The sequence below is a fragment of the Pantoea sp. S62 genome (assembly GCF_016658625.1).
Taxonomy (GTDB): Bacteria; Pseudomonadota; Gammaproteobacteria; order Enterobacterales; family Enterobacteriaceae; genus Pantoea; species Pantoea vagans.
Map to the genome: position 1 here is coordinate 91144 of NZ_JACVVI010000011.1, position 25118 is coordinate 116261.

The 25118-nt window shown below is 55.7% G+C and carries 19 protein-coding genes and 1 tRNA gene; 8 read left to right on the forward strand and 12 right to left on the reverse strand.

Annotated elements, in window-relative coordinates:
• Positions 1-5 precede the first annotated feature (5 nt).
• Positions 6-1103 carry a D-alanine--D-alanine ligase gene (gene ddlA / locus IBT54_RS16245; protein ID WP_033784074.1) on the reverse strand — a complete coding sequence of 366 codons (1098 nt, stop codon included), beginning with the start codon at positions 1101-1103 and terminating at the stop codon, positions 6-8.
• A gap of 196 nt (positions 1104-1299) precedes the next feature.
• Here ddlA and IBT54_RS16250 point away from each other — a divergent pair, with 196 nt between their 5' ends.
• Entirely contained in the window at positions 1300-2340 is a 1041-nt protein-coding gene (locus IBT54_RS16250; RefSeq protein WP_201252468.1) for a LacI family DNA-binding transcriptional regulator, read from the forward strand.
• A gap of 26 nt (positions 2341-2366) precedes the next feature.
• Here IBT54_RS16250 and IBT54_RS16255 read toward each other — a convergent pair whose 3' ends face one another.
• From IBT54_RS16255 to IBT54_RS16275, 5 genes are all read right to left on the reverse strand, one after another.
• Positions 2367-3713: an MFS transporter gene (locus IBT54_RS16255; RefSeq protein WP_201252469.1), complete on the reverse strand. Its 1347-nt coding sequence runs from the start codon at positions 3711-3713 to the stop codon at positions 2367-2369.
• Positions 3714-3749: 36 nt separating this feature from the next.
• Positions 3750-6233 (reverse strand): hypothetical protein, encoded by a 2484-nt coding sequence (locus IBT54_RS16260; RefSeq protein ID WP_201252470.1) that lies wholly within the window; start codon positions 6231-6233, stop codon positions 3750-3752.
• Between the two features lie 30 nt (positions 6234-6263).
• On the reverse strand, positions 6264-7346 hold the full coding sequence (locus IBT54_RS16265; protein WP_201252471.1) for a glycoside hydrolase family 105 protein: 1083 nt from the start codon (positions 7344-7346) through the stop codon (positions 6264-6266).
• Between the two features lie 1044 nt (positions 7347-8390).
• Positions 8391-8466: transfer RNA gene (locus IBT54_RS16270), tRNA-Ile, on the reverse strand.
• A 202-nt stretch (positions 8467-8668) separates the two neighbouring features.
• A complete protein-coding gene (locus IBT54_RS16275; RefSeq protein WP_201252472.1) occupies positions 8669-9460 on the reverse strand; it encodes an SDR family oxidoreductase in 792 nt (263 codons plus the stop codon).
• 138 nt (positions 9461-9598) lie between these two features.
• Between IBT54_RS16275 and IBT54_RS16280 the strand changes: the two genes are divergently transcribed.
• Positions 9599-10183: a TetR/AcrR family transcriptional regulator gene (locus IBT54_RS16280; protein ID WP_201252473.1), complete on the forward strand. Its 585-nt coding sequence runs from the start codon at positions 9599-9601 to the stop codon at positions 10181-10183.
• On the forward strand, positions 10180-10698 hold the full coding sequence (gene mug / locus IBT54_RS16285; RefSeq protein ID WP_201252474.1) for a G/U mismatch-specific DNA glycosylase: 519 nt from the start codon (positions 10180-10182) through the stop codon (positions 10696-10698). The genes IBT54_RS16280 and mug overlap by 4 nt, the downstream gene beginning before the upstream one ends.
• A 74-nt stretch (positions 10699-10772) precedes the next feature.
• Here mug and rpoD read toward each other — a convergent pair whose 3' ends face one another.
• The 3 genes from rpoD to rpsU all read right to left on the reverse strand — a co-directional run bounded on the left by rpoD (position 10773) and on the right by rpsU (position 15016).
• Complete coding sequence (rpoD, locus tag IBT54_RS16290) at positions 10773-12614, reverse strand: RNA polymerase sigma factor RpoD (RefSeq protein WP_013359071.1); 1842 nt, start codon at positions 12612-12614, stop codon at positions 10773-10775.
• Between the two features lie 322 nt (positions 12615-12936).
• Positions 12937-14682 carry a DNA primase gene (gene dnaG, locus IBT54_RS16295; protein ID WP_095706648.1) on the reverse strand — a complete coding sequence of 582 codons (1746 nt, stop codon included), beginning with the start codon at positions 14680-14682 and terminating at the stop codon, positions 12937-12939.
• A 118-nt stretch (positions 14683-14800) separates the two neighbouring features.
• The gene (gene rpsU / locus IBT54_RS16300) at positions 14801-15016 is read right to left on the reverse strand and encodes a 30S ribosomal protein S21 (RefSeq protein ID WP_001144069.1); all 216 of its coding nucleotides are present in this window, start codon (positions 15014-15016) and stop codon (positions 14801-14803) included.
• A 277-nt stretch (positions 15017-15293) separates the two neighbouring features.
• Here rpsU and tsaD point away from each other — a divergent pair, with 277 nt between their 5' ends.
• The gene (tsaD, locus tag IBT54_RS16305; protein ID WP_095706649.1) at positions 15294-16307 is read left to right on the forward strand and encodes a tRNA (adenosine(37)-N6)-threonylcarbamoyltransferase complex transferase subunit TsaD; all 1014 of its coding nucleotides are present in this window, start codon (positions 15294-15296) and stop codon (positions 16305-16307) included.
• 225 nt (positions 16308-16532) lie between these two features.
• On the opposite strand, the gene plsY is transcribed toward tsaD, so the two are convergent.
• A complete protein-coding gene (plsY, locus tag IBT54_RS16310) occupies positions 16533-17138 on the reverse strand; it encodes a glycerol-3-phosphate 1-O-acyltransferase PlsY (RefSeq protein WP_003848436.1) in 606 nt (201 codons plus the stop codon).
• A gap of 108 nt (positions 17139-17246) precedes the next feature.
• Here plsY and folB point away from each other — a divergent pair, with 108 nt between their 5' ends.
• Both folB and bacA read left to right on the forward strand, forming a co-directional pair.
• The gene (gene folB / locus IBT54_RS16315) at positions 17247-17606 is read left to right on the forward strand and encodes a bifunctional dihydroneopterin aldolase/7,8-dihydroneopterin epimerase (protein ID WP_013359068.1); all 360 of its coding nucleotides are present in this window, start codon (positions 17247-17249) and stop codon (positions 17604-17606) included.
• Positions 17607-17797: 191 nt separating this feature from the next.
• Positions 17798-18616 carry an undecaprenyl-diphosphate phosphatase gene (bacA, locus tag IBT54_RS16320; protein WP_013359067.1) on the forward strand — a complete coding sequence of 273 codons (819 nt, stop codon included), beginning with the start codon at positions 17798-17800 and terminating at the stop codon, positions 18614-18616.
• 15 nt (positions 18617-18631) lie between these two features.
• Here bacA and IBT54_RS16325 read toward each other — a convergent pair whose 3' ends face one another.
• Together IBT54_RS16325 and IBT54_RS16330 are read right to left on the reverse strand one after the other, a co-directional pair.
• Entirely contained in the window at positions 18632-19864 is a 1233-nt protein-coding gene (locus IBT54_RS16325) for a multifunctional CCA addition/repair protein (protein WP_201252475.1), read from the reverse strand.
• Positions 19865-20022: 158 nt separating this feature from the next.
• Entirely contained in the window at positions 20023-20643 is a 621-nt protein-coding gene (locus tag IBT54_RS16330) for a TIGR04211 family SH3 domain-containing protein (protein WP_008925741.1), read from the reverse strand.
• Between the two features lie 273 nt (positions 20644-20916).
• Between IBT54_RS16330 and IBT54_RS16335 the strand changes: the two genes are divergently transcribed.
• Both IBT54_RS16335 and glnE read left to right on the forward strand, forming a co-directional pair.
• On the forward strand, positions 20917-22227 hold the full coding sequence (locus tag IBT54_RS16335; protein WP_013359065.1) for an inorganic triphosphatase: 1311 nt from the start codon (positions 20917-20919) through the stop codon (positions 22225-22227).
• A 33-nt stretch (positions 22228-22260) separates the two neighbouring features.
• Positions 22261-25113, forward strand: a complete 2853-nt coding sequence (gene glnE / locus IBT54_RS16340) for a bifunctional [glutamate--ammonia ligase]-adenylyl-L-tyrosine phosphorylase/[glutamate--ammonia-ligase] adenylyltransferase (RefSeq protein ID WP_201252476.1) — start codon at positions 22261-22263, stop codon at positions 25111-25113.
• The last annotated feature ends 5 nt before the right edge of the window (positions 25114-25118 follow it).

Genomic DNA, 25118 nt, shown 5'->3' on the forward strand with positions numbered 1-25118 from the left:
TTCGGTCAGCTGACGCTGCTTTTCAGGGTGCTGGCCTGCTGGTGGCGTTCAATCGCCAGGTCGATCAGACGGCTGATCAAATCCTGATAACTGAGTCCGGCCGCCTGCCACAGTTTCGGATACATGCTGATATTGGTGAAGCCGGGCAGAGTATTCACTTCATTGACGATAATCTCGCCATCATCAGTCAGGAACACATCGACGCGCGCCATGCCAAAGCACTCCAGCGCGGAGAAGGCTTTGATGGCGACGTCACGGATTGCATCGCTGGTTTCCGCTGCAATGGCTGCCGGAACCACCGTCTGTGCACCGCTTTCAGAGATATATTTGGTGTCATAAGAGTAGAAGGCGTCATGCACCACCACCTCGCCGCAGGGGCTGGCTTCAGGCGCATCGTTGCCGAGTACCGCGCACTCAATCTCCCGGCCTTTGATACCCTGCTCAATCAGCACTTTGCGGTCAAAGGAGAAGGCCAGCGCCAGCGCGGCATCAAATTCTTCAATGCTATCCACTTTGCTGACGCCAACTGATGAACCCTGGTTGGCAGGTTTGATAAACAGCGGCAGGCCAAAGCGGGCAATCACGGCTTCGGCGTCCAGTTGCGCGCGCTGCGCCTGGGTGACGCTCAGCCATGGCGCCACGTTGAGGCCAGCATCGCGTAACAGGCGTTTGGTAAAATCTTTATCCATGCTGACAGCAGAACCCAGCACGTCAGAGCCGACAAAGGGTAATGAAGCCATGCGCAACAGGCCCTGCAGGGAGCCATCTTCACCCAGCGTACCGTGCACGATAGGGAAGATAACGTCGATCTGCGACAGCGGATGGGCGTTGTGGCGGGTGATGATCTGCTGCTGCGTGTTACCCGGCACCAGCGCCACATCTTCAGCGGCGTGATTCAGCGCGATCAGCGCCGGGTTTTCAGCGTTCAGTAAGAAGTTCGACGCATCATTCAGACGCCAGTGTCCCTGTTTGTCGATGCCCAGCAACACTACGTCAAACCTGGTTTTGTCGATCGCCTCAAGGATATTTTTGGCCGACTGCAACGACACCTCATGCTCAGCCGATTTGCCGCCAAACACGATCCCTACCCGCAACTTTGTCATCTGTTTTGCCCACTGAAAAAATCAAAACCACAAGATAGCATGGGGTTTGCGCGGGTTAAATTACCTGAAATTCAAATGTCGGTGACAGAAATGGCCAGCTTATGCTGTTTTAATAGTGGCCACTCTTTTAGAACATTGTACAAAGCAGGCCTCAGGGATTACGTCGGATGAAAAACTGCCCTAAAAAGGATAATAAATGAGTAAATCTGATGATCAGGCAGAGGGCGGCGCAGGATATCGCCGCGTAAGACTGGAGGATATTGCTATCCGTTGTCGCACCTCGCTCAGTACGGTGTCGCGGGCACTTTCAGGAGAAAAAGGGGTTAGCCACGAACTGCGTACACGGATTCAGGATGTGGCGCGCGCTATGCGTTACACGCCAGCTCAGGAACTGGGCGGTGCGGGAATCGTGCTGGCCATTTCGCAGGTGGCGATGCTGGATTATCACCGCTATCAGTTTAGCTGGTACGTACTCCAGGGACTGAAGGCGCGGGCGACGTTGCTGGGTGTTGATCTCATCACTCATCCGCTCAACGATAACGATAATGGCGCTCTGCAGGCGCTGCTGGAAGAACCGGACGTCGGGGGCGTGCTGGCGCTGACGGTAGATGACAGCGGCTTTCTTGATATGCTGGTGAACCTGCAAAAACCGGCAGTATTGGTGAATACCGAAGATCCGCTGATGCGGTTATCCAGTGTGCTGCCCTGTAACCGTTCCGCCACGCGTATGGCCTGTGAATATCTGCTGGATCGCGGCCATCGCGACATTCTTTTTCTGACCCATCCTGGCAGACGACCTATCGAACAACGTGAGGAGGGCTGGCGTGAAGCGATGCGCTGCCGCCAGTTAATCTGCGACGATTCGCGCATACTGACGGTAACAGACTGGCTGCCGGAGCTGGCAGAGCGCGCGGTGATCGCCCGTTTCCGCGACAATCCGCACGAATGCACGGCGATACTGTGCGCCAATGATTCGCTGGCGCTTGGTGCGATGAATGGTATGCGGGCCTTGGGCGTGCGCGTGCCGGAAGAGATGTCGGTGATGGGGATGAATAACCTGCCGCAGGCGGAGTTTGCCACACCGCCATTGACCACTGTTCACCTCTCTGTGCAGGAGATTGGCACGCTGGCGCTGGAATTATTGCAGGACATCATAGAGGGCAGGATGGCAATCCCAAGGCGTGTTGAGCTGGCGTGTGCCATTGTCGAACGTCAATCGGTGGCTCGTATCGGGTGATAAGGGCCACCGGGAGAAGAGGCGGGTTACTCGAATTTAGCCCGATCCATTTTCGGTATTAACAGCAGATACATCACCGCCCATGCCAGCAGGTAAGCGACAGAGCTGATAGCAAACAGCGCCCAGTAGTTTCCTGAAGATTCAAGCACGGCGCCAATCACGGTAGAGAAGATCACACTGCCGATCATCCCGAAGGTACTGCCGATTCCCACGACCGACGCCACGGCTGCGCTCGGGAAGAGATCGGATACCGAGGTCAGAATATTAGCGGACCAGCCCTGATGCGCCGCCGCAGCCAGCCCGACCAGTGCGACCGCTGCCCACAGATTTTCGACCTGCGTGGCGGCAAAAATCGGCAGTACCAGACAGGCGCAGATCAGCATCGTGATTTTACGCGCGCTGGCGGTGCTAAACCCTTTACTCATCAGCTTACCGGGTAGCCAGCCTGCGCCCAGACTGCCGACGATGGCGAAGAGATAAATGACGATCAGCGGCAGACCCAGACCCTCCATCCTGATACCGCGTGATTCATTGAGCCATTTCGGCAGCCAGAAGAGGAAGAACCACCAGATGGGGTCAGTTAACATTTTGCCTATTGCCACGGCCCACAGCTGGCGATAGCCCAGCAGACGCGTCCATTTGATAGCGGAAACACTGACGACTTGTTCTTTATCCTGCGCAATCCAGGCCTGCTCTTCTGCGCTGGCTTTTGCTTTTACCGGGCCAAAGAAGAGGAACCAGGGAATCAGCCACAGGAAGCCGATGGCACCAAGAATTAAGAATGCGCCGTGCCAGCCATAGTGTACCGCGATAAGAGGGATAAGCGCTGGCGAGATGACCACGCCGACATTGACCGCGACGCCAAGAATGCCCGTTGCCAGCGTACGTTCCATTTTAGGATGCCACTCGGCAATCACCTTCATCGCGGCCGGGAAATTAGCGGATTCACCCAGTCCAAGCAGAATGCGAACCAGCGCAAAACCCGCGACTGAACCGACGACCGCATGTGCCATTGCCGCAGCACTCCAGACCACCATCGCCATCGCATAGCTGATTCTGGTGCCCAGCTTGTCGATAATACGCCCGCATACCAGGGTGCCAAGGCCGTAGGCCAGGGTAAATGCATTGACCAGCCAGCTGTACTCCATCTGCGTCCAGCCAATATCTTTTTGCAGCATCGGCGCCAGCAGGCCGAGAATCTGACGATCCATGTAGTTAACCGTCGTCGCAAATACCAGCATGGAGCAGATGATCCAGCGATAGTTGCTTTTGGGTCTGGCCACCTCACGAGCCGGATTGTGCAGCGCATTCGGATTAACATCACCGGAGGTCTGCCGGGAAGGAACAGCCTGTTTGTCGATTTGCGTATCCATTATTATTTTCCTTGCCCGGTCTCTGCCGGGCGTTGGTTACAGAGGAAGTTCACGGCTGCTGCCCACGACGCTCCACTGCTGTGGAGCAAGGGTCCGGTTTTCGGCGTTGACGCGTCCATCGGCCAGGAAGTGCACGGTTCCGTACAGTGGATCGTTCACGCTGATCGTGCCGTCATCGTCTTGCGTCATAGTCAGATCGCTGAAGCGCGCGCTAAAGGCATCCAGCGAGCTATCGACCTGGTCGTTGATACGAACCAGCCAGCAGGTTTGCTGTCCGTTAAGGCGAATTTCACAGCCGCGGGTGGGGCCGCTATTCACCGTTTCGAACGCCTGATTGCCCACCAGCAACGCCATACCCTCACCGCTGCGTACGAGCGCACGCCTGTCGCGGATAGCTACTTCATCGAACTGGCTTTGCGGCAGCCATGCGTGAGTAAAGGGCGGCTGATCGGCATGGAGATGGAAAGTCAGCACTGCCAGTCCGCGATATTGCTGAACGCGGGGCAGCGTGCCGCATCCACCCCAGTAGGAGGGGCGACCGAATCCACCGTGCAGGGTCTCGCCAGGATGATTGATCCAGATCTGCGCTTCGGGCTGGTTGCCCAGGCGTAAATGAAAGGGCGTCTCCTGATAGCCCCATTCCCCCCAGCGATAACCCGCTATCGATCCCATTGCCGCATGGCGATTTTTGTAGTGATAGAGTCGGGCAATCCGGTTAGCGCCCTGGGCAAAACACCACTCAAGGGCGCTCTCTTTTTGCCAGGCGGCAACCTCCCGGAGTTCTGCCGGAAGGGTGAGCAGGCCCTCGCGCAGCAGCAAGGCCAGTTGCGGCAGCGCATGGAAACGACAGCCGTAGTTGCCTTTGCCCCACAGCAAACGTGAAATGGCCGCCAGTTCCAGAGAACGCCCGGCGCGCAGGGTATGTTCGTAAGACCGTCCCTGAGTGGCGGTCAGAAAACCCTGGTGGGCAGAATGGGCAATCTGCGTCAGTAAACGCTTGATTGCCGCGATGGCTCGCTGACTGATCTGCGCATCGCCCGACAGCGCAGCCAGTGCAGTGAGGCCTTTGAGATCGATGGGGAAGTAGGGCGCGGAGTTCCATTCGGCCATTTCGCACTGTTCGAAATGGTCCAGCCAGCTGATGACACGTGCTTTACCCGCCGCCGCCTGCTCACGCCCACTGCGCCCGGAGCGGGTAAAAACGGCATTCGGGTGGAGGTTACCCGCCAGCAGCGCCGCAGTGTGGAACAGCAGTGCGTGGTTCTCAGAGAAGTACCACTGAACATCGTTGCCAGGTTCATCCATCCAGTAGCGGAAGCGCAGAATGGCATCATCAATACGCCCGCGAACCGCCGGATCGATGCTGTCGCCCCATACCGTGCGGCACCACAGCAGCGGCACGAGCGTAAAATCCGCACAATCATGGCAGTCGAGTACCGAGGGCAGGACGCCATCCAGCATCTGCTGGGTCTGATCATCGTTGAGGCCACAGGCCAGTCGTGCCAGCGCTTTGACGCTGCTGTATTCACCTTCATGAGCGACCACGTTCAGCGCTTCAGTAATCCGCGCTTCCTGTGTTGGCGGGATCGCTGTCTGGCGGTCGGCGTGGCAGATTTCAACGCCCAGCGTGCGGCTAATCCTGAACCCTTCACGTTGTAACGTGATATGGAAATTACGGAAGTCCGCTGGAATGGCTTCGCTTTCCGCAATGGCGACCAGCGACTCGTCCGCAGTCAGTCGGCTATGAAGTGTGACCGGCTCATCCAGCGAGATAAAGTCGCCCAGTACATCGACATGCAGATCGTAGTCCGTCGACGCAGGCTGAGGAAAGGCCAGACGAATAGTGCCGCGGTTGTAGACCGGGTGCTCAAAGGAAACGCCATCAAGTAACTGCTCAAGCTCTTTGACCTGCGCGGCGGGAAGCGGGGTTTCCAGCGCGATATGCAGCGGTTCACCGGCAAGGTAGTCGAGCTGAAAAAAGAAGCGGATATCGCGTTCGGCTAAGTCATCAAACCAGAGTTCCAGCTCGTTTTTTCCTGACTGAAGACACAGGCTGAATTCGCGCTGACTCTCCAGGTTACGCTGATAATCAGCCATCCAGAGCACATCTTTACCGTTCAGCTTCAGTAATGCCCCGCCGCACGTTGCCAGCCGAAAACGGTACTCGCCCGCCTGTGGGCAATCGATCAGTGTTCTGGCCCAGGCACCGACACGGGTTGGCCGGAACCAGAAGCCGGAGAGATCAACCCGATCTGAGGCGAAAGGGAACCACCAGCGAGAGTAAACTGCATTCGCGAACGGCTGCGGTTTCTGGCCAGCAAAATGCTGGTGAAAGTCGTCCCGGCACGGGTAGGTGTGAGGAATAAAATTTTTGTGCTTACTTAAAAAGAAAAACGGATCCATTTCGCCAGCCATCGGTGAATCCACCGTGTCATAACGCAGGCTGGTAATATCGGATAACTGCCAGTAGTGCACAGCATTACCTGCCGTTAAATTAAAATTGCTATATTCGATAGGCATTATTTTTCTCCCGAAGAGAAGGGTCATGTTTTATTTTTTATCAGCGAGGCGCAGACCTTCAGTCAGGCATAATATGGCTAGTGCCTGACCATATCCGGTAGGCTGCAATGGAATATCTTTATAAAACTGCAATGTCCGGCCCATTCGTGTGCCATAAGAAACATTGTGTACCGTCCCTTCGGCATCAATATTATTCTGAACAATTGTCAGCGCTTTTATTCCCGCCTGTTGCCATCGGTCATCGCCAATGCCAAGACGCGCGCCTTTTAATAAGCCGTAGCCAAAACCGGCGGTTGCGGAAATTTCGATATAGGAGTCAGGATGGTCGAGCAGGGTGTGCCAGGCACCGTTTTCCGCCTGCAGGTCGATCAGCGTATTAACCTGCTTTTTCAGGCACTCAATAAGGTATTCACGCACGCCCGCACTGACGTCAGCCAGCTCCAGCAGCTCAAGTATGCCAACGGTAATCCACGCATTGCCGCGCGCCCAGCGGGCTCTGGCAAAGTTACTGTTCTCAACAAAGCTCCAGCCGTGGAACCACAACCCGGATTGCGGATCGTTGAGGTAGCGCGCATGCAGCAGGAACTGTCGCACTGCCTCATCAACCAGCTCCTGACGCCCGGAGACTGTGCCGTAGTGGGCCAGGAACAGCACCACCATGAATAGCGTGTCGTCCCAGATTTCCATTTCGTTAACGCCGTCGGAAACCACATGCTGAAAGCCCTGTTCCGGCGTACGTGGGAGTTCAGTCATTACGCGCGTCGCCCATTTATCCAGTACCTGCTGATAGTGGGGCTGCCGGTGATGAGACCAGAACAGCGACAGGGGAAGCATCGGCGCGGTAGTATTTACGTTAAGGACTGGCAAACCCTTTTCAATATTGTTCTGGAACCACAGGTCGATAATTTTAAAAATCTCATCAGACTTCGTATTTTCCCATAAGCGAACCAGTCCAAATAGCCCAACGCCTTGTGGCCACTCCCAGCTGGAGAATGAAATATAATCTCCGGCGCTACCGTCAAGGTTGGGTTCATTAAATCGCCCATTATCTTTTAATTCAGTAAAGCCGCGCAGGAGTAATTGAATATTTTTATTTATCGAACGCCTTTCCATTTTTATCCCCAACTGTTTTTTAAAATAATTATTCAAAAGGGATTAAATCACTGTGCATTTCATATGCGCAATACGAAAAAATTTTGCGTTTATATTTTGTGAGCTTTACCTGAATTTATAAGACCTGAAGCACCCTCTGTTTTACAGTAAAAAAAACGGGAACCATTGATAAATAAATGATTTTATGAAACGTTATTTCATTTTTCAGGTTGGGTTTGCGCAAATTTTTTGCGTCATCGTTGAACAGGGTTTTAGGGCTGTTGATTAACAGCAGGTGTCACGGGTGTCAGGGGGCAGCGATCTGTGATGGGTCGATGATGTCGTATTCAGGATTGCATTGCGGCTGGTGATTGGCGGTGCTACAGGAGAAGGTAAAAGTTTGATCTGGCATACAGCAGTCATCATGGAAGGTGGCTTCTGCCCGGCCCGCTTGTGTTCAGGCCAGCAGGGATAAGGAAGAATACGTTTTCTCAGGTGCCCTCATCTTTGTGCGGCACAGCATCTTTTCTTTGATCGGACGTTATTTTGCATAGCGGTTTATAAGTAAGACCTGAGATCTTCCTGGCGTCCCTGACAGGCTTTCTCTCCTTTCGCTTTCCCGACATGAAAGGCCACGCGCTAAGTAACTCGGAAAGTATTTCGAAAAGCTGGTGCATGATTGTGTTCCTCTCTTCATCAGGTCCGGCAATGCCAATGACTTTAGCATGGCGCTAACATTTAGTGGGCTGGATTTATGAGAGGTGTTGAGGGTGAGTTGCAGGTGACAAAGCGGGTCGTTGTTGTACGTCTCGGTGATGGTTGATGAATGGTGGGTTCTTTGAAACCGTTCACCGGGTCTGCTGTATGACGCCTGGCCTGTCATTGATGATAAAGGCTGGCAGAAGGCACAATATCCACAGTCCTGATTCAGACTGTTCAAGGTAACCAGTCAGGTGTTTCCCGTAGCGGTGAAAATGCGCCGCCACGTTGCCGCCACTATAAAATGCAGGCACAAAAAAACCGCTTCGATGAGCGGCTTAACTCTATGTCTTCATAGGATAAATTTGGTGGCCCCTGCTGGGTTTGAACCAGCGACCAAGCGATTATGAGTCGCCTGCTCTAACCACTGAGCTAAGGGGCCAGCGGAGCGGGGATTATAAAGTATCTCTTCAGGGCAATCCAGCACTCCGCCACTGGTTGCTGAAATAAGCAGCAGTGATTTAGCTGCTGATTTCTATAACAAATCTGGCAACGCGTGAAGCTGAAGTCGCAAAACGGCACGGATAATGCTTCTCCGTACCGTTAACGAAACCGGACGTCAGCCGCGATAAGTTAACGCTGACTCAGTTCTGACGATAGCGGGATGCGGATTTATCCCGTGAAAGGTGAGGGACCATAGCACCACGCGCCCGATCGTAGTCGTGCCACATCTGCAGATCCTCCAGCGCCGGAATGGTTACCGCCTCTTTGCTGTCGAGACCAGCCAGCGCGGCGTCGACCATCTCATCAACGTTCATCAGCATCTCAGCCGGGATTTCATTGATCGACTGACCGGCACGGTCAAAGATTTCGGTGCGCGTCGCACCAGGTAATACGGCCTGTACCTGCACGCCGCTCTCTGCAAGTTCTCGCTGCATGGCGCGCGTCAGAGTCAGCACGTAAGATTTGGTGGCGTTATAGGCGCCATTGAACATCTCATGCATTAGCGACAGCACCGAGGCGATATTGATAATGATGCCGTGACCGCGTGCTTTGAATGCCCGGCCCGCCGCCTGTGCCAGTCGGGTTGGGGCCAGAATATTTAACGCCAGCATGCTGTTGATGCGTGTAATGTCTGCCTCCAGAAACTCGCCTTCCACGCTCATGCCAGCGTTGTTCAGCAGCAGCGTAATCTCTGGGTTGTTCGCCAGCTCAGACTCCACGCGCTTCAGGTCCTGCTCCTCCGTTAAGTCAGCCTTCATGACGGTCACCCGGATAGCGTGCTGTTGTGCCAGTACATCCGCCAGGGTGGTGAGTCGCGCCTGATCCCGGGCGACCAGGATCAGATCATAACCGCGTGCTGCCAGTCGTTTTGCATAAGTCGCGCCGATACCGCTGGATGCGCCAGTGATTAATGCTGTGCCTGATTTTGACATCTTTTCTTCCTCGTATGATGATCGTCATAATGGCTATAAATATGACGATCATCATATCAGCCGTCAAGCTGGAATATGATGACCGTAATAATTACTATAATAGCCAGAAGCTACCGGGCAGAAACCGAAGGAAATAAGATGGAGAAGCAGAGCAGCAAAGCACAGACGCGGCAGCGTATCCTTGACGAGGCGGCGCGTGTGATGCGTGAAACCGGTACCGAAGGGATCGGTGTGGCGGCGCTGATGAAGCGGGTAGGGCTGACACACGGCGGTTTTTATGCACATTTTGCGTCACGTGAGGAGCTGGTTGAGGAGGTGCTGAAACATATGTTCGCTGAAGCCGATACCTTTAAGCCCGCTCAGTCAGTGACCCAGCCAGCGCAGCAGCTGGCAGACTTTATTGATAGCTATCTTTCCGAGGCGCATCGCAATGCACCGGCGCATGGCTGTCCGCTGGCAGCGCTGGTGAGCGAAGTGGCGCATCTTCCCCAACCGACGCGACAGATCTTTGCCCAGGGCTTCAGTACGATGCATGCCCGTCTGACGCAGTTGCTGAGTGAGCTGGGGTGGACGGATGCGGATACGCTGGCTTCAAGCATGATGGCAGAGATGATTGGCGCGCTGGCGCTGGCGCGAGCCTGTCCGGATGCGGAGCAGGCCAGCCTGCTGCTGCAACGCAGTCGAGCAGCGCTGAAGCAGCGCACGCTGGAGGTCGCAACATGAGTGAACACGCTATCCGCGACATCATCAGTTCCGGTCTTGATGTGCTGTTCTGCGGCATTAACCCAGGCCAGTCAACGGCCCATCAGGGGTACCACTTTGCGCATCCCGGTAATCGCTTCTGGAAGGTAATCTATCTGGCGGGATTCACCCGGGAACAGCTGAAACCCGAAGAGGAGCAGCGCCTGACGGAAACCGGCTGCGGCATCACGATGCTGGTCGAGCGGCCCACGGTGCAGGCGAATGAGTTAGCACCTCATGAGCTGCGGGACGGCGGCAAGCGCTTGATGGAAAAGGTGCTGAATTATCAGCCCGCCGCGCTGGCGATTCTGGGTAAAGATGCGTTCCGTCGCGCCTTTAAGCAGAGCAAAGTCGAATGGGGGAAGCAGCCGATCTGTATGGGAAAGACGCAGGTGTGGGTGTTGCCCAATCCCAGCGGCCTGAATCGCGCATCACTGGACGAAATGGTTGAGGCGTATCGTCAGCTCTGGCTGGAACTGCATCCGGAGAGCAGTTGAACCTGCGAAGAGCAGGGGAGAGGCGCTAACAGGCAGGCATAAAAAACCCCGGCGAACCGGGGTTTTTGTCGGACTTAATCGTCGAGGAAGCTACGCAGCACTTCCGAACGGCTCGGATGGCGCAGTTTACGCAGGGCTTTCGCTTCAATCTGACGAATACGCTCACGCGTAACATCAAACTGTTTGCCCACTTCTTCCAGCGTATGGTCCGTGTTCATATCGATACCGAAACGCATGCGCAGTACTTTCGCTTCACGCGCGGTCAGGCCAGCCAGCACGTCGTGAGTAGCAGAACGCAGGCTCTCTGAGGTAGCAGAATCCAGCGGCAGCTCCAGCGTGGTGTCTTCAATAAAATCGCCCAGATGTGAATCTTCATCATCACCAATCGGCGTCTCCATCGAGATCGGCTCTTTAGCGATTTTCAGCACTTTGCGGATTTTATCTTCCGGCATCAGCATACGCTCAGCCAGCTCTTCCGGCGTCGGTTCACGGCCCATCTCCTGCAGCATCTGGCGCGAAATACGGTTGAGCTTGTTGATGGTCTCAATCATATGAACCGGAATACGGATGGTACGCGCCTGGTCAGCGATAGAGCGGGTGATAGCCTGACGGATCCACCAGGTCGCATAGGTCGAGAACTTGTAACCACGGCGATATTCAAACTTATCTACCGCTTTCATCAGGCCGATATTACCTTCCTGAATCAGGTCGAGGAACTGCAGACCGCGGTTGGTATATTTTTTGGCAATCGAAATAACCAGACGCAGGTTCGCTTCCACCATCTCTTTCTTGGCGCGACGGGCCTTAGCTTCACCGATCGACATGCGACGGTTAATGTCTTTAACCTGCTCAATGGTCAGGCCGGTCTCTTCTTCAACCTGTGCCAGTTTCTGCAGGGAACGCATCACGTCATCCTGCACTTCCAGCAGCTTCTCAGACCACGGCTTGTTCATTGCCAGTGCGGCTTTGAACCAGCTTTCATTGGTTTCGTTGCCGGTAAACAGCGTGATGAAGTTTTTCTTCGGCATTTTGCACAGCTCAATACAGAGCTTCATGATCAGACGTTCCTGAGTACGGACACGTTCCATCATGGTGCGCATGCTGCCTACCAGGTAGTCGAACTGCTTCGGTACCAGGCGGAACTGCTTGAAGACGTCGGAGAGGTTCTGGATTTCGGCAACGGCAGCAGCATGACTGCGACCTTTGCTTTTAATCACGTCGCGGGTAGTTTCATACTGCTTACGCAGGTCAGAAAACTTCTCGCGCGCCAGTTCCGGGTCGATAGAGTTATCGTCGTCGGAGCTGTCATCATCCTCTTCATCTTCTTCATCGTCGTCGTTACGATCGGCTTCAGAAAGTTCAGAACCCACGTGCGTTGCCGTCGGGGCCAGATCTTCTTCTGCGTTAGGATCGACGAAACCCGTGATCAGATCGGAGAGGCGTGATTCACCTGCTTCAACTTTGTCGTATTGATCCAGAAGATAAGTAATCGCTTCAGGGTATTCGGCTACAGAACACTGAACCTGGTTGATACCGTCTTCAATACGCTTGGCGATGTCGATTTCGCCTTCGCGCGTCAGCAGTTCAACGGTACCCATTTCACGCATATACATGCGAACCGGGTCAGTGGTGCGCCCGATTTCAGATTCAACGCTGGATAACACCTGAGCGGCAGCTTCCGCGGCATCTTCGTCAGTATCGGAGCTGTTTTCATTCAGCATCAGATCGTCGGCATCCGGGGCTTCTTCAACCACCTGAATACCCATGTCGTTAATCATCTGGATGATGTCTTCGATCTGATCTGAGTCGACGATATCTTCCGGCAGATGGTCATTGACCTCAGCATAGGTCAGATAGCCTTGCTCCTTACCACGGGTGACAAGAAGCTTGAGCTGTGACTGCGGGTTTTGCTCCATAAGACGGTATCCACACTTCTGTTAAATTAGATTGGTGTCGGTCGGCAGCGCGCCAACAATAGCAGTGAAGGCGTTTAATTCTTGCCGCTGCCTTCGTCGCGGCGTGGGCTTTGCCCAACAGTAATCGGCACTTAAGCCGCTTGTATAAATTTTTGGTGGTGCAGGCCTGGCTTATTCGCCATTCTGCTTCCCGGCAGTGCTCGCTCTCCTCACGTACTTCAGTACGCTGCGGGAGCTGTGCGCTGGCGGTAACCAGACTGGCTTTGACGCCTTGCCTTAAAACAGCCACGCCGCCCTTGGTCAGAACGGGCAGCGTGCAAAATTATTTCCTGGCAAACGCCTGACTGAGTGTCCAGAGTTCACGGCGCTCATCGGCGCTCAGTCCCTGGGTGCGCTCACGCGCAATTAAAAACTCCAGGCGCTCTTCAAGAGCAGAATCGTAGATGCTGGCCAGCGAGTCCTGAAACACCGCTTCGGCTTCTTCATCTACTATCATGTGGTTCCAGATCGCCAGCGTTTCAAGCGTCTGACTAAAATTTGTTCCGCGATATAACTCTAGTAGCTGTCCGGTGGTCAATCCAGGATTCTCAGTACAACGACCCACTAACTCAATAAATAGCGGTAAACCCGGCATTTTTGACTCAGACAGCCCATCAAGCGAAGGCACCAGGGTCGCCAGCTGCGGGTTCTGAATCAACAATGCTACCAGCACGCGCATGGTGGTCCGTTTCAGCGGTGGCGCAACCGGCGCCGTTCCGCTTGCGGCCAGCTTTGGCATCAGCTTTTCAAGCTGATTGTCGTCAAGAATACCGAGCTTGTTCCCCAGCTCCTGACGCATATAAATACGTAAGGTTTCACCGGGAATCTGTGTAATCAGCGGTAAAGCCAGCGTGCTCAGACGCGCTTTTCCGTCGCGTGAGCTCAGATCAACCTGCGGCAGCAGGCTATCAAATAAAAACGAAGAGAGCGGCATCGCCTGCTCCATCCTCGCTTCGAAGGCGGCTTTACCCTCTTTACGTACCAGCGTATCCGGGTCTTCACCATCGGGTAAAAACATAAAGCGTAGCTGACGACCATCATTCATGTAAGGCAATGCGGTCTCAAGCGCACGCCATGCTGCTTCACGACCCGCCCTGTCGCCGTCGTAACAGCAGATCACGGTGTCGGTACTGCGAAACAGCAACTGAATGTGTTCAGCCGTGGTGGAGGTGCCTAACGACGCAACAGCATAATCGATGCCGTACTGCGCCAGCGCAACCACGTCCATGTATCCCTCGACCACTAACAGGCGGGCGGGTTCAGGATGGTTCTTAACTGCTTCATACAGGCCATAAAGCTGGCGGCCTTTATGGAAAATAGGAGTTTCCGGTGAGTTCAGATACTTCGGTGTATCGTTACCCAGTACGCGACCACCAAAACCGATGACGCGTCCGCGTTTATCGCGGATCGGAAACATGACGCGGTCGCGAAACCGGTCATAGGTACGGCCTTTGTCATTGCTGACCAGCATGCCCGCTTCCATCAACGATTCGCGGTCTTCCGATTGCTTACCAAAACGCTTGAGAACATTATCCCAGCCGGCTGGCGCGTAACCTATGGCGAAATGATTGATGATGTCGGCGCTCAGACCACGACGATCCAGATAGTCGCGTGCTGGCTGCGCACTGGATTGCTGCAGACCCTGCTGATAAAAACCGTTCAGGTTCTCCATCAGCTGATACAGGCTCTGGCGCTGATGGCGTTCCATCTGGCTGGGCCCGCTGCCTGCTTCGTAAGGCACGTCTAAACCGTGAGAAGTGGCCAACTCTTCAATACTTTCAACAAACTCCAGACGATCAAAGTTCATTAAAAAGTCGATAGCGTTGCCGTGTGCACCACAGCCGAAACAGTGATAGAACTGCTTTTCGCCGTTTACGGTGAAAGAGGGCGTTTTTTCATTATGGAAAGGACAGCACGCATGGAAATTCTTACCCTGCTTTTTCAGCTTAACGCGGGCATCGATAAGATCCACGATATCCGTGCGGGCAAGTAAATCATTGATAAATACGCGTGGAATTCGTCCAGCCATACGCCCCAGATTTTCAGCTCATAAACGGCAACAAGCCGCGCTTCCTTTCGGAAAGCACGGCCTTTTACTTGACTCTGTCTGCGTGAATCACGCGGTGGAGGCGAACCTCCGGAACGACTTAGTACAGACGAGTGCGGCGTGCGTTTTCGCGAGCCAGTTTCTTGGCGTGACGCTTAACTGCTGACGCTTTAGCGCGCTTACGTTCGGTAGTCGGTTTTTCATAGAACTCACGACGACGAACTTCAGCCAGAACGCCTGCTTTCTCGCATGAACGCTTGAAGCGACGCAGTGCTACGTCAAATGGCTCGTTTTCACGTACTTTAATTACCGGCATGTAACTCTCACCTCGATAAAATTCGGTTTTGCTGCTGACTGCGGCGCCAGCACATTTCAAAATGGTGCAGCATTTTACTCCAACTCATGTTGGTTTGTAAAGCACCATGGATAATTTGAAACCAACAGGAGCGTTTGCCTGTGCGGCTGCCGGTTTTTCCAGGGGCGGGAGTATAGCGCACTCTTTAGCCGACAGAAAATGACTTTTTACGCGGGATGTCCGCGCTGCACATCACATTGCTGTGATAAACTGCGCGCCGCAAGAATGAGGTGATGCAATGCGAATTCTGGGTATTGAAACGTCGTGCGATGAAACCGGCATCGCAATCTATGATGATGGGGCTGGATTACTGGCTAACCAGCTCTACAGCCAGGTAAAACTGCACGCCGATTATGGCGGTGTGGTGCCGGAACTGGCCTCACGCGATCACGTGCGTAAAACCGTGCCGCTGATTCAGGCGGCGCTGAAAGAGGCGGGGCTTGAACCGCAACAGATTGATGCCGTGGCTTACACAGCCGGTCCCGGACTGGTGGGTGCGCTGCTGGTCGGCGCCACCATTGGCCGCGCGCTGGCGTTTGCGTGGAAAGTGCCTGCCGTGCCGGTTCATCATATGGAAGGCCACCTGCTGGCACCGATGCTGGAAGAGAATCCACCGGAATTTCCGTTTGTCGCACTGCTGGTCTCCGGCGGACATACCCAGCTGATTAGTGTCACTGGCGTCGGTGAATATGAATTGCTGGGTGAATCGATCGATGATGCAGCGGGCGAAGCCTTTGATAAGACGGCGAAGCTGCTGGGTCTGGATTATCCGGGCGGGCCGATGCTGTCGAAGATGGCGCAGCAGGGCACGGCGGGGCGTTTCACCTTCCCGCGGCCGATGACCGATCGTCCAGGTCTGGACTTCAGCTTCTCCGGCCTGAAAACCTTTGCCGCGAATACGATTCGCGCTAATCCTGATGATGCGCAGACCCGTGCTGACATCGCCCGCGCCTTTGAAGATGCGGTGGTGGATACGCTGTCGATAAAATGTAAGCGCGCGCTGGATCAGACCGGCTTTAAGCGTCTGGTCATTGCCGGGGGCGTCAGCGCTAACCGCACACTGCGCGAGCAGATGGCGGTCATGATGCAAAAGCGCGGCGGCGAAGTGTTTTACGCCCGCCCGGAGTTCTGTACCGACAACGGTGCGATGATCGCGTACGCGGGCATGGTGCGGTTAAAAGGCGGGACGCGGGGCGAGTTGAGTGTCAGCGTGCGACCGCGCTGGCCGCTGGCGGAGTTGCCCGCCATCTGACGTAAAAAAAGCCGGCTCAACAGCCTGAATGAGAGTGCCTCTGGCCGCAACGGATAAGCTCAACACGCAGGGAACTGGGTCAGAAGAGGAAAGCGTCACGCGCCATGGATGGCGCGGGCCGAGCGGTCAGGGATGACGGCTTTTGCGTCTTTCCGATCTGACCCTGTTTCCTGAGCAGTGCCGGTCGCACAGCCACATTTTTTGGACACCCTATTGCCGGCTTTTTTATGGCTGAGATTTCTTTTTGCGCTTCCAGATTTTGCCTTCCTGACCGCGCCACAGCCGCTGAATATTATCGTGATGACGCAGCAGGATCAGACAGGAGAGCATGGACACCGGAAAGGTGAACTGCGGTTTGAACCACCAGACATAGAATGGCGCGATCAGTGCACTGACAATCGCCCCCAGCGAGGAATAGCCGCTGAGTAAAACCGTGAGCAGCCACGTGCCGGTGACCAGCCCGGTTAAGTCCCAGCCAATCGGCGCAATCGCGCCAAATGCCGTCGCCACACCTTTGCCTCCGCGAAAGTGAAAGAAGACCGGATAGATATGTCCGAGACAGGCGGCAATGGCGGTCAGGCCAAGATAGAGCGGCGTCACGTGCATCAGATAAGCCAGCCAGACCGGCACCATCCCCTTCAGCACATCAAACACTAATACGGTTGCTGCTGCGGCTTTACCGCCCAGACGCAGTACGTTGGTGGCACCCGGATTACCGGAACCGTGTGTGCGGGGATCGGGCAGGCCAGCGAGTTTGCAAACCAGAATCGCACTGGAAATCGAACCGCAAAGATACGCGAAAATAATCATACCAAGCGCGAAAGCACTCATAACACCGTACCGTTCCCTTTAGGGTCGTTTTGATCTCATCAACCGTGGATAATACGCATAATCCGCCGGAAGTGGTATCCGGCTTAGCCAAAAACAGAGACCCTCATCATGGATATCGTATTTATAGAACAACTCACGGTGTTCACCACCATTGGCGTTTACGACTGGGAACAGGGTATACAGCAGAAGCTGGTGCTCGATGTCGAAATGGCCTGGGATAACCGTCTGGCGGCCAGCAGCGACGATGTTAAAGATTGTCTCAGCTATGCCGATGTCTCCTCGGCGATTCTGACCCATCTGAACGGGGGGCGTTTTGCCCTGGTTGAGCGGGTAGCTGAAGAAATCGCGGATCTGTTGATGAACCGTTTCAATTCGCCTGGCGTACGCATAAAGGTAAGCAAACCGGGCGCTGTAGCCCAGGCGGCGCAGGTTGGCGTGCGAATTGAGCGCGGGACTATTCCTAAATAAATACGATGTGATTGCCATCACAATGAAACCAAACCAAATTACTGTCTGTCATAGCGTGAACCGTTTCGTTACAGCAGGCGAAACGGAGCGGACCTTAAGGTTTAATTCAGGCTAATTGCGGCATGATTTCAGGCGATAGCAACGCGCTACCGCCTTTTTAATGGTTTTGAAACGGATAGAGGGAACATTTGATGGCAGATATTCATCAGCTTTGGGTAGCTGCAATCCTGGGCGTTGTGGAAGGGCTGACCGAATTTTTACCGGTCTCTTCCACAGGGCACATGATTATAGTGGGTCACCTGCTGGGCTTTGAAGGTGAAAAAGCCGAGACCTTTGAAGTTGTGATCCAGTTAGGATCGATTCTGGCTGTAGTAGTGATGTTCTGGCGCCGTCTGTTTGGCCTGATCGGCATTCACTTTGGCGAAGTCAAACATGAAGGTGTCGGCACCGGGCGCCTGTCGCTGATCCATATCCTGCTGGGTATGGTTCCGGCTGTGGTAGTGGGTCTGGTGCTGCACGATCAGATCAAAACGCTGTTCAATCCGATCAACGTGATGTACGCGCTGGTGGTGGGGGGGGTGCTGCTGCTGGCCGCAGAGTATCTTAAGCCAAAACAGCCGAAAGCCGTCGGCGTCGATGATATTACCTATCGTCAGGCCTTCATGATTGGCTGCTTCCAGTGCTTAGCGCTGTGGCCGGGCTTCTCACGTTCCGGTGCAACCATCTCCGGCGGAATGCTGATGGGTGTGAGCCGCTATGCCGCGTCAGAGTTCTCCTTCATCCTGGCGGTGCCAATGATGATGGGTGCGACCGTACTGGACATGTACAAGAGCATCGGCTTCCTGACCATGGCAGACTTTCCGATGTTCGCCGTGGGCTTCGTAACGGCATTTATCGTGGCGCTGATTGCGATTAAAGCTTTCCTTGAGCTGATCAAACGCATCTCGTTTGTCTCGTTCGCCATTTACCGCTTTATCGTGGCGGCAGCGGTTTACATGATCTTCATGTAAACCCGTGGCAGCCTGCTAGTCAGGCTGCCCGATCGCCAGACCCTGCGCGACGGCGGCAATGCGTCGTCGCGTCATCTCTTCCCTCACTTCCATCCCTTTAAATCCCGCTTCGACCACCGCTCTGGTCGGCACCGCCTGCGCCAGCGCAAAAGCACGACGCAGATAGTCGCCCTGCGGATAAGGCATACTCTCCAGCCCGGCACGTCCGCGCGCATCTGCTTCGCTGGTCAGCGCCATCTGCTCAACGCGCTGCGGCTTACGCCAGGCATCAATGCGGTCAAACAGCGCTACCAGTGACGCCGCAGATTGCCGCTCAATGGTGTGCACAATGTCGTGAAACTCGGTCACGATCAGCGCCAGATCGCGAATTGCATTGGGCACCCGCAGCCGCTGGCACAGCGCCTCGACCAGCGGAACGCCTGCCAGACCATGACCGTGATGGCTCGGCCACAGCTCAGGCGGCGTCAGCGCTTTACCGACGTCATGAAACAGTGTGGCGAAGCGCACATCGATCTCACTGGAGAGCGCGGCGGCCATCGCCAGCGTCATCAGCGTATGTACACCGGTGTCGATCTCCGGGTGCCATTTAATCGGTGCAGGAATACCAAACAGATTATCCAGCTCAGGAAACAGTACCTGCAACGCCCCGCAGTCGCGCAGCACCTGAAAATAGACCTGTGGATTGCGTGAACTCAGCGCTTTTTCCGTCTCTTTCCACACCCGTTCGGCAGTGAGATTCGACAGCTCACCGCTTTCGGCCATCTGCTGCATCAGCTGCTGGGTTTCGGGGGCAATACGAAAGTTGAGATGGGCAAAACGCGCAGCAAAGCGCGCGACGCGCAATACCCGCAGCGGGTCTTCACTGAAGGCTTCTGAGACGTGACGCAGCAGGCGCTGTGCAATATCACGCTGGCCGTTGTAGGGATCAACCAGCTCGCCGTTTTCATCCTGCGCAATAGCATTGATGGTCAGATCGCGGCGCTGTAAGTCCTGCTCCAGCGTCACGTCGGGCGCAGACCAGGTGACAAAGCCGGTGTAGCCTTTCCCGTTTTTCCGCTCGGTCCGGGCCAGCGCATACTCTTCGCGACTGACGGGATGCAGGAAAACGGGAAAATCGCGACCGACCTGTTGATAACCCTGCTCAAGCATGACTTCGGGCGTGGAGCCTGTTACCACCCAATCTTTGTCTGTAACCGGCAGATTCAGCAGCGCATCACGCACCGCACCGCCAACAAGAAACGTCTTCACGCAAAACTCCAGAGAAAAAGAAATGACCTGCACGCCGGGCGTATCCCGCGCCTGAAATCAGCGGTGCATCTCATTTTATTGTTGCACAGATTCCCCGGATTGCAGACATGCCAAAAGGGGGATCCTGCGATCCCCTGCTCAAACCCGACAGAAGGGGGTCAGTTCATCCAGCGATCGCTTTTCTTACGGCGCGGCAGCATGTGCGGCAATAAGAGTCCCAGCAGCAGGCCAACACCCAGCACGCCGCCGCCATACATAAACCACTGCATGATGATGGTGCGCTGCTTGTCATCCAGCTGAACGTTAGCGGCGCTGACTTTCTTCTGGGCGACGATCAGCTCATTTTTCAGCTTCTGATTCTCGCCTTTCAGCCCGTTGATCACGCCGTCGCTGCTGGCGACTTTGTTCTGCATCTCAGCAGTACGCTGATTCCAGCTGTTGTCGATGTTATCCAGCTTGGCCGTCAGATCTTTCACCTGCTGCTCAAGCTGCGGCACCCGGGTACGCAGGCTCGGATTGGCACTGAGCTGCGACAGGGGGATCCAGGTGGTGCGGCCTTCCGAATCACGGATCTGGCCATAATGGGTGTCATTGTTAGTCTGTAGCAGCTGCACCTCTTCCCCGGCGTTCAGCTTACCGAGCAGGCGGAACTGATCGCCCGGCCCGCTGCGGACCCAGGTTGAGAGTTCATCAGAAACATAGCGTTTTTCGTCGGCATGGGCAGGTGCAAGGGTGCTGAGGGCCAGCAAAGTGAGTCCAGCGAGTGTGATTTTTTTCATTCGATTTCGTTTGGCTTAGTCTGACTTAAAATTTACCGGCACAGTCTGGAGAGGCCTCGCATAAATCTGAATGAGAACTATCCTGGTCTCATGAGAGTGCGAAAAGGTCTGCGAAAGAGCAAAGAAAGCAGAGACAGCGCGGCTTCTGTGCATTAATCTTCGCCTCATAAACCCCTTGCCCTCCAGGCGGCAGCGTGAGTAACCTGCTGATAATCGCCTGAAATATGCAGGAAAAACCCTCTTAAGTGCCAGCGGCGTAGTGAATAAAAAATTATGACCATCGAAATCGAACTAAAGTTCATTGCAACTCCACAGGCAGCCGGGAAACTGGCTGAACTGCTCTCCACTCTGCCGCATCAGCATCAGGCTGCTCGCGAGCTGACCAACATCTACTTCGAAACTGACGACAACCAGCTTCGGCGCTGGGACATGGGATTACGTATCCGTGGCGTCGACCAGCGTTATGAAATGACGCTGAAAGCGGCGGGGCAGACGCTCGGCGGCCTGCATCAGCGTCCGGAATATAACGTTGAGCTCAGCGAGCCGGTGCTGGATATTGCGCGCCTGCCCGCAGAGATCTGGCCTAAGGGCACTGATGTCGCGGCGTTGCAACAGCGGTTACAGCCGCTATTCACCACCCATTTCCAGCGTGAAGTCTGGCTGATCACCACAGGCAATAGTGAAATTGAAGTCGCATTTGATCAGGGTGCGGTCACGGCGGGTGAGCTCAGCGAACCGCTGTGCGAGATCGAACTGGAGCTGAAAAGTGGCGAACGCCAGGATCTGCTGGCCTTTGCGCAGCAACTGGTGGCGCTGGGCGGTCTGCGTATGGGCAGCCTGAGCAAAGCCGCCCGCGGTTATCAACTGGCGCAGGGTAATCCGCCGCGCCAGATTGAGGCTTTCCCGCTGCTGAAAGCAGGCGCTAAAGCGACCGTTGAGCAGGGCATGGTCGCTTCAATGTCGGCGGGGCTGCGTCACTGGCAATATCATGAAGAAGTCTGGCTGCGCGGCAACGCGGCGGCGCAGGATGCAGTGCGCGAAGCGCTGGATCTGTTGCGTCAGGCGTTCAGCCTGTTTGGTGCGCTGGTGCCACGCAAAGCCAGCAGTGCTCTGCGTCAGCAGCTGACCACGCTGGAAGAGACGCTGGTAAACGAAGAGCAGGAGGCGGCGACGTTCTGCTTATCTTCCCTCTCGGTTGAAACGCAGCTGGCGCTGACCCACTGGCTGGCGGAGTCTCAGTGGCGTCAGTGGATCGATGCCAAAGGAGAAGCCAAGCTGCAGGGTTCGTTTAAGCGTTTCAGCGACATCATGCTGAGCCGCGTCAATGCCGATCTGAGAGAGACATTCATCACGGTCAAACAGCCCAATGAGTATCAGGACAAAGCTACCCGTCTGGCGCGTCAGCTGCTGACGGTGCACCTGCTGGCGGGTTCCTATCCCGTGGAAACGGTGATGGCCTGGCTCGAACCCTGGCAGCAACTACTGTCGGCGATTCATGAAAAGCAGTCATCCGGATTAGCCTGGCTGACGTCGCAGGCACTGAAACAGCAGCCATTCTGGCTCACCAGCGGCGCTAGCCGCTAACGGGTAATTCGTACCGCCATCAAGGAGGGCGTTATGTTGGCAGCACTTCCCGCGTTGCTACGCGACCAGGCCGACCAGGCCGCCCGACAGCTTGGGGTTCCGCCGACTTCGCTTAGCCCGGAGCAGGCCGCCGGGCTGGCTTTCAGCGATTTCGTGCTGGAAAACCTGCAACAACATCCCGACTGGTGGCAGACGATGCTCGACCAGCCGCTGCAGCCTGATGAGTGGCAGCACTACGCTGTATGGCTAAATGAGGTACTCAGCGGCATTGACAGTGAAGCGAGCCTGATGCGCGAACTGCGGCTGTTTCGCCGCCGTATGCTGGTGCGTATCGCCTGGATGCAGGCTCTGCAACACGCCACGACTGAACAGAGTCTGCAACAGCTTAGTGTCTTAGCTGAGGTGCTGGTCAGCAGGGCGCGCGACTGGGTATATCAGGATTGCTGCCGTGATTTTGGTACGCCCTGTAATGCCGATGGCGACGCTCAGCCGCTGCTGATTCTGGGCATGGGCAAGCTGGGTGGCGGTGAACTGAACTTCTCCTCTGACATTGACCTTATTTTCGCCTGGCCAGAAAACGGCACCACGCGCGGCGGACGGCGTGAGCTCGATAATGCTCAGTTCTTTACCCGTATGGGCCAGCGGCTGATCAAAGTCCTGGATCAACCCACCATGGATGGCTTTGTCTACCGTGTGGATATGCGGCTGCGGCCGTTTGGCGACAGCGGTCCGCTGGTCATGAGCTTTGCCGCACTGGAAGATTACTACCAGGAGCAGGGACGTGACTGGGAGCGTTACGCCATGGTCAAGGCCCGCCTGATGGGCGATGACCACGACCGCTGGAGCCTGGAGCTGCAGCAGATGCTGCGGCCGTTCGTATATCGGCGTTACATCGATTTCAGCGTGATCCAGTCGCTGCGTAACATGAAAGGGATGATCAGCCGTGAAGTCCGGCGACGCGGGCTGAAAAACAATATCAAACTCGGCGCGGGCGGCATCCGTGAAACCGAGTTTATCGTGCAGGTGTTCCAGCTGATTCGCGGCGGACGTGAACGCTCGCTTCAGTTGCGTTCGCTGCTGCCGACGCTTGAGGCGATCAAAACGCTGGCCCTGCTGCCTGCTGAGCAGGTGGATGCGCTGCGTGACGCCTATCTGTTCCTGCGGCGGCTGGAGAATCTGCTGCAAAGCCTGGGCGACGAGCAGACCCAGACGCTGCCCGAGGATGAGCTGCATCGCGCCCGGCTGGCGTGGGCGATGGATTGTGCCGACTGGCCTGCGCTGATGACCCAACTTGATGCTCAGATGGCAGCGGTACGGACAATCTTTGATGAGCTGATTGGGGAAGATACGCCTGAGATTGGCGATCAGCGTGAGCTGGCGGAGTTTCAGGTGCTGTGGCAGGACCAGCTGGAAGATAGTGAACTGGCTCCGCTGGTGCCGCAGCTCAGCGACGATCAGCGGCTTACGCTGCATCAGACGCTGGAGGCGTTTCGTCAGGACATCAGCCGGCGCACCATCGGCCCGCGTGGCCGTCAGGCGCTGGATCAGCTGATGCCGCGCCTGCTGAGCGAGGTCTGCCCGCGTGAAGACGCGGCGGTCACGCTGAGCCGTCTGACGCCACTGCTGCTCGGCGTGCTGACCCGCAGCACCTATCTGGAGCTGCTGACCGAATATCACGGTGCCCTGCGTCACCTGATTCGCCTGTGTGCGGCCTCACCGATGGTAGCCAGCCAGCTGGCGCGTCACCCCCTGTTGCTGGATGAACTGCTCGATCCCGCCACGCTCTATCAGCCGACTGCCACCGACGCCTATCGTGACGAGCTGCGGCAGTATCTGCTGCGCATCCCCACTGAGGATGAGGAGCAGCAGCTGGAAGCGGTGCGGCAGTTTAAGCAGGCGCAGCATCTGCGTATCGCTGCTGCTGACATCGCGGGCACGCTGCCGGTGATGAAAGTCAGCGATCATCTCACCTGGCTGGCGGAAGCAATCATCGACTCTGTGGTGCGTCAGGCGTGGAACATGATGGTGCAGCGCTACGGTCGTCCCTCTCACCTGAGCAATGAACATGAACGCGGTTTTGCGGTGCTGGGTTACGGCAAACTGGGTGGCTGGGAGCTGGGTTACAGTTCTGATCTCGATTTAGTCTTCCTGCATGACTGTCCGGCAGACGCCGTGACCGAAGGGGATCGCAGCATCGATGGTCGTCAGTTCTATCTGCGGCTCGCTCAGCGCATTATGCATCTCTTTAGTACCCGCACTGCCTCCGGCATTCTCTACGAAGTGGACGCGCGGCTGCGCCCTTCTGGCGCGGCGGGGATGCTGGTCAGTACCTTTGAGGCATTTGAAGAGTATCAGCGCAGTGAAGCCTGGACATGGGAACATCAGGCGCTGGTCCGGGCGCGCGTGGTGTTTGGTGAGGCGGCACTGGGTGACCGTTTCAACGCGATTCGTCAGACGATTCTGTCGCTGCCACGTCCTGCAGACGCGCTGCAAACCGAAGTGCGTGAGATGCGTGAAAAGATGCGCGCTCACCTCAGCAACAAACATAAAGGTCGCTGGGATATCAAAGCCGATGCGGGAGGCATCACCGATATTGAATTCATCGCCCAATATCTTGTCTTACGCTACGCCGCTGAGCAGCCTGAACTGACGCGCTGGTCTGACAATGTGCGCATTTTCGAGCTGATGGCGAAGTACCATAAAATGCCCGCCGATGAAGCGCAGGCGCTGACGCAGGCTTATGTCACGCTGCGCGACGCCCTGCACCATCGCGCCCTGCAGGAGCTGCCGGGCCACGTTGAGCCAGAGGCTTACGCAGCGGAGCGGCAGACGGTTCTGAACAGCTGGCAGCGCTGGCTGATAACGCCTGCGTCTATCCTGGCGTGATGCTG

Coding starts and splice junctions, on each gene's coding strand:
- ddlA (WP_033784074.1), bottom strand. CDS start 1,103: ATGACAAAGTTGCGGGTAGGGATCGTGTTTGGCGGCAAATCGGCTGAG.
- IBT54_RS16250 (WP_201252468.1), top strand. CDS start 1,300: ATGAGTAAATCTGATGATCAGGCAGAGGGCGGCGCAGGATATCGCCGC.
- IBT54_RS16255 (WP_201252469.1), bottom strand. CDS start 3,713: ATGGATACGCAAATCGACAAACAGGCTGTTCCTTCCCGGCAGACCTCC.
- IBT54_RS16260 (WP_201252470.1), bottom strand. CDS start 6,233: ATGCCTATCGAATATAGCAATTTTAATTTAACGGCAGGTAATGCTGTG.
- IBT54_RS16265 (WP_201252471.1), bottom strand. CDS start 7,346: ATGGAAAGGCGTTCGATAAATAAAAATATTCAATTACTCCTGCGCGGC.
- IBT54_RS16275 (WP_201252472.1), bottom strand. CDS start 9,460: ATGTCAAAATCAGGCACAGCATTAATCACTGGCGCATCCAGCGGTATC.
- IBT54_RS16280 (WP_201252473.1), top strand. CDS start 9,599: ATGGAGAAGCAGAGCAGCAAAGCACAGACGCGGCAGCGTATCCTTGAC.
- mug (WP_201252474.1), top strand. CDS start 10,180: ATGAGTGAACACGCTATCCGCGACATCATCAGTTCCGGTCTTGATGTG.
- rpoD (WP_013359071.1), bottom strand. CDS start 12,614: ATGGAGCAAAACCCGCAGTCACAGCTCAAGCTTCTTGTCACCCGTGGT.
- dnaG (WP_095706648.1), bottom strand. CDS start 14,682: ATGGCTGGACGAATTCCACGCGTATTTATCAATGATTTACTTGCCCGC.
- rpsU (WP_001144069.1), bottom strand. CDS start 15,016: ATGCCGGTAATTAAAGTACGTGAAAACGAGCCATTTGACGTAGCACTG.
- tsaD (WP_095706649.1), top strand. CDS start 15,294: ATGCGAATTCTGGGTATTGAAACGTCGTGCGATGAAACCGGCATCGCA.
- plsY (WP_003848436.1), bottom strand. CDS start 17,138: ATGAGTGCTTTCGCGCTTGGTATGATTATTTTCGCGTATCTTTGCGGT.
- folB (WP_013359068.1), top strand. CDS start 17,247: ATGGATATCGTATTTATAGAACAACTCACGGTGTTCACCACCATTGGC.
- bacA (WP_013359067.1), top strand. CDS start 17,798: ATGGCAGATATTCATCAGCTTTGGGTAGCTGCAATCCTGGGCGTTGTG.
- IBT54_RS16330 (WP_008925741.1), bottom strand. CDS start 20,643: ATGAAAAAAATCACACTCGCTGGACTCACTTTGCTGGCCCTCAGCACC.
- IBT54_RS16335 (WP_013359065.1), top strand. CDS start 20,917: ATGACCATCGAAATCGAACTAAAGTTCATTGCAACTCCACAGGCAGCC.
- glnE (WP_201252476.1), top strand. CDS start 22,261: ATGTTGGCAGCACTTCCCGCGTTGCTACGCGACCAGGCCGACCAGGCC.